Here is a 4173-nt window from a genome sequence, read left to right as displayed (position 1 = left end):
TTTCCTACGCCACCGATGGAGCGTATTCGAAGCACTACTACGGAGAATCGATCTACTCAACCGTTATACCCGAGGTAAGGGATATGTTCAGGTCGAGGGAGCGGGGATAATTAAGTGGACTGATAATCTTGAAGAAGCGAAGCTCTTCATGGATTTCATTCTTAGCGAAGATTTCCAGAGCCACATCCCTTTGAACCAGTGGATGTTCCCGGTTATCGAAGTAGAGATGCCGCCGGCCTTCGATTATGCGGTAAAACCCCAAAAGATTCTGAAACTCTCAGCCGATGTTGATCTTTCCAAGCTGATCGAAACGTGGGAAGAGGTAATTTACGAAAGGTAAGTCACTAACAATATACTCAGTCGTCATCGCGGCCGTTGTTCTTTTGCCGCTGTTTCTCGCATTTGGAAACCTAAACTTTGAAACGATCTTCTCTGTGGTTTCATCGCCTTCATTCAAATCAATTGCGGGATTCACTGTAAAACAGTCATTGCTAAGCACTTTGCTTGCAATGATCGTAGGTTTCCCCGCTGCGGTACACTACGCGAGGAGCAGCGGACGGCTTTCAAGTTTGCTGGGTATAACTACGTACATACCATTCTTCTTTCCAAGCATTTCTATGGCAATTGGCTTCTTGTCTGTATATGGCAGAAATGGAATCTTCAACAACTTCTTGTCTAGTTTAGGGTTCGAGAGGGTGAAGATTCTTTATTCTTTGGGGGCCGTTCTCCTTGGGCACGTGTTTTACAATGCGCCAATTGTTATTCTAGTGCTAGGGAACGCTCTTAGGAAACTGCCCTCGGATGTTCTCGAGAGTTCAAAGATAGACGGATCAGGAAGAATAATGAGGCTTCTCCGCGTTGAACTGCCTCTCGTTACGCCGGCAATAATCAATTCGGCCCTGCTCATCTTCACTTATTGCTTTACCTCTTTCGCAGTAGTACTTATCCTTGGCGGTGCTCAGTTCGCCACTCTTGAAGTCTCGATCTACATGAATTTCAGGCTTCTGGCTGCTCCTCAAAACGCAGTCGTGCTTGCCGTCGTTCAGTTCATTTTCATCATGTTGTTTGGATTGCTCATCTCAGCGAGTGAAAAAAGTGCGACTTTTGAGGAGGGCGAGCAGTATAAAGAGAAAAACAGATTTACAGCGATTTACTCATGGACTTTCCTTCTTTTCGAATGGCTTCCGATTCTTGGTGCGCTCCTGAGTTCCTTCTACGACTGGACGAGAGGGGAATTCATATTCAGCAGAATTTCAAAGCTCTTTGGTGAGAAACTCGTACTCATTGGAGCCGGCCTGACAAATACTCTGATCAATTCGCTGACACTCTCTGCCCTTGCGGCGCTAGTGACCGTAACGATAGCCTTTTTGCTTTCCTGGCAGGCGCGAAAAACCATAAAAGGCTCGAAACAGCTTCGGATAATTTCTTTGATAGCACTCTCCGTAACACCCTCTATACTGGCAGTATCGTATCTTACTGTGTTCGGTGGTTTTCCAGTTCCAATCTTGATGCTATTGCTCTATATTGTGATTTCCCTGCCGGTTGTTCTAAATTATATAAGCGGTCAGGTTATCGGAGCAGAACTGAACTTCCTTGAGGCGGCACAGATAGACGGCGCCTCAAAGATAGAGCGTTTAAGATACATGATCATTCCCTTCTTCAGAAGCACGATTATATATGCGGCAACCGTTGTCTTCGCGATCTCTATGGGTGAGTTCGGTGGATCGCTCATACTTGGGAGCAAAGACTTTCCAACCTTTGCCGTTGCGATCTACAGACTCAACGGCAGCCGCTATCTTCTGGAGGCGAGATTTCTCAGTTCGGCGTTGGGAATAATTATCATTTCTGTTGTTTCTGTCTCTCGGTGGTTTGCTCAGAAACCAGAGAGAAGTATTCGCAACACTGGCTGATTCCGCAGAGATTGCACTTAGGACCGATCGGTCTGCAGATTTCTCTGCCGAACTCGACCATCGATCCATTCACCGGTCCCCATATACTAGGTGGCAAGATCTTCATCAGCTCAAATTCAGTATCATCGGGAGTCTTCGTTTTCACCCATCCCAACCTGTTAGCGATTCTGTGTACATGTGTGTCAACGGCCAGTGCCTCCTTTTTGAAGGAAACGTTTAGAACGATGTTGGCCGTCTTTCTCCCGACTCCAGGGATTGTCACCAGCTCTTCGAGAGTATCCGGCACTTCGCCGGCAAAGCTCTCCACAATCATTCTGGCGCAATTGATAATTCTTGCGGCTTTCTGTCTGTACATCCCCGAGGCCTTTATTAGGTCGTAGAGATCCTCGGGTTTCGCGTCAATTAAGGATTGAGGATCTGGGTAAACCGAGAAGAGCCTACGAGAGGCCTCCTCGGTATTTTCGTCTCTTGTTCTTTGGCTGAGAATTGTGCTTACCAGAACCTTGAACGGGTCTCCGTATTCCTGTTCACGCGGGAAATTTACAACTATCCAGCTAGAAACAGCTTCGGGAGAGCAGTCGTTTCTAGACATCGCCCCCCTCCAGGAAAACCTTGTATGCTCTGTAAGTTTCGTAAAGATCTGCTTTGGAGAGAAGCTCAAACGGCGAATGCATACCAAAGACTGGCGTTCCTGCATCGACTACGGTTACTCCTCTTTCGGCAAAGAACTTTGCTACTGTACCGCCACCGCCTCTGTCAACCTCTCCGAGGATCGTGCTCTGCCAATGCACTCCCTTCTGGTTAAGCAGTCTTCGCACGTAGCCCATGAATTCTGCGCTGGCTTCGCTTGTCCCCGATTTTCCTCTAGAACCCGTGTATTTGAGGATAGCGATTCCATAGCCGAATCTCGCTACGTTTGCCTGGTCATGAGCATCCTTGAAAGTAGGATCGAAGCCGGCTGCGACATCCCCGGAAAGCATTCTCGATTTCTCCAAAAGGAAATCTATTTCGTAAAGCCCTTTTGCCCCCGAGAGATTGAGGAGCTTTTCGATAAACGTTACCCAGAACTGTCCCTTCGCTCCGGTGACTCCCTCGCTTCCTATTTCTTCTCTGTCAAAGAGGAGAACCATTGCCGTACGCTTAGGATTATCAATCGAGGACATATCTGCAAGCGCAGTAAGGGCAGAATAGGAACAGACTCTATCATCATGACCATAAGCTCCGATCATGGATCTATCCAGTCCGACTTCCCTGGGCTCAAGAGCGGGTACCAGCTGGATGTCGGCAGAAAAGAAATCCTCTTCGACAAGTCCGTACTTTTCGTAGAGGAGGTTAAGGAACATTAGTTTGACGGGATTCTCGAAATCCTTTCCCTCAACAATAGGTATCGTGCCGGACATTGCGTTCAAGTCTTTACCCTGAAATACCTTTCTGAAATCCCCTTCCCTGTTGTCTAGGTGTGGAAGGAGGTCGGAAATAACGAAGACGGGATCTCCACTGTTCAATCCTATCGAGACGTCAACCGACTCTCCGTTACTCTTGATTACAGTCCCCACAAAGGCAAGAGGAATGTTGAGCCACTGGTATTTCTTGACTCCTCCATAGTAATGAGTCTTGAGCATTGCGATTTCCGAATCTTCGACCAACGGACTGGGCTTAAGATCAAGCCTTGGCGCATCTAGGTGAGCGGCAACCATGTCGATACCTTCCTTGAGGTCTTCGCCGATCACTGTGGCGATAAGCGCCTTGTTGTCTTTCGTCAGATAAATTCGGTCTCCCCTTTTCACGCCCGTCTTCTCAAATGATGATACGGGCTTGAAACCTCTCGATTCAAGAAGATCAACGAGATTCTTCACTGCCAGGCGCTCTGTAACAGATTTGCCAATGAATTTCATGTACTCTTTCGAGTAAGCGAAGACCTCTTCCTTATCAAGCGAGAACCAGGCACTCCTTTTCCTCATCGTTAGCTTATTACTGAGCTTCTTTGCATCTTCCCGTTTCAATTCTTCACCTCCAGTAATGCGAATAAGTTCTTTCACCTTTAATTTTATCCGATTTGATTGGCTTTTTCGAGCTCAGTGATTTGCTTTACAAAATTTCCGTTTTTGCTTGCAGATGGTCTTGTTTTTCATGATTCGCTAATCAAAAGATTCGCAGTCTCTTCCCCGGTGTTATGATTGATTTAAGGATAATTATATAATTAACGTGAGGAGTTGAACTGTATTCGCTCCTTTATCGTCATATAGAACAGATTAGGGTGGTA

At 46.8% G+C, this 4173-nt stretch carries 3 protein-coding genes and 1 pseudogene; 2 read left to right on the top strand and 2 right to left on the bottom strand.

What is annotated here, in order from left to right; all coding sequences use genetic code 11:
- Together BG32_RS13645 and BG32_RS13640 are read left to right on the top strand one after the other, a co-directional pair.
- Nucleotides 1-340 (top strand): annotated as a pseudogene (locus tag BG32_RS13645) (hypothetical protein); the annotation flags it as partial.
- A gap of 43 nt (nt 341-383) precedes the next feature.
- Nucleotides 384-1910, top strand: coding sequence for an iron ABC transporter permease (locus BG32_RS13640; protein ID WP_121526988.1), 1527 nt, complete (start codon nt 384-386; stop codon nt 1908-1910).
- Here the strand turns inward: BG32_RS13640 and nth are convergent.
- A complete protein-coding gene (nth, locus tag BG32_RS13635) occupies nt 1840-2502 on the bottom strand; it encodes an endonuclease III (RefSeq protein WP_121526987.1) in 663 nt (220 codons plus the stop codon). The genes BG32_RS13640 and nth overlap by 71 nt on opposite strands.
- On the bottom strand, nt 2495-3913 hold the full coding sequence (locus BG32_RS13630; RefSeq protein WP_006486611.1) for an aminopeptidase: 1419 nt from the start codon (nt 3911-3913) through the stop codon (nt 2495-2497). Before BG32_RS13630 ends, nth begins: the two co-directional genes overlap by 8 nt.
- Between the last annotated feature and the right edge of the window lie 260 nt (nt 3914-4173).

The sequence above is a fragment of the Mesotoga sp. HF07.pep.5.2.highcov genome, from assembly GCF_003666285.1.
Lineage (GTDB): Bacteria > Thermotogota > Thermotogae > Petrotogales > Kosmotogaceae > Mesotoga > Mesotoga prima.
The sequence above is the reverse complement of the archived record's forward strand: the minus strand, read 5'-3'. Positions and strand labels throughout refer to the sequence as shown.

What these genes read in the sequence shown, in the direction of transcription:
- nth (WP_121526987.1), bottom strand. Translation starts at nt 2,502, where the DNA reads ATGTCTAGAAACGACTGCTCTCCCGAAGCTGTTTCTAGCTGGATAGTT.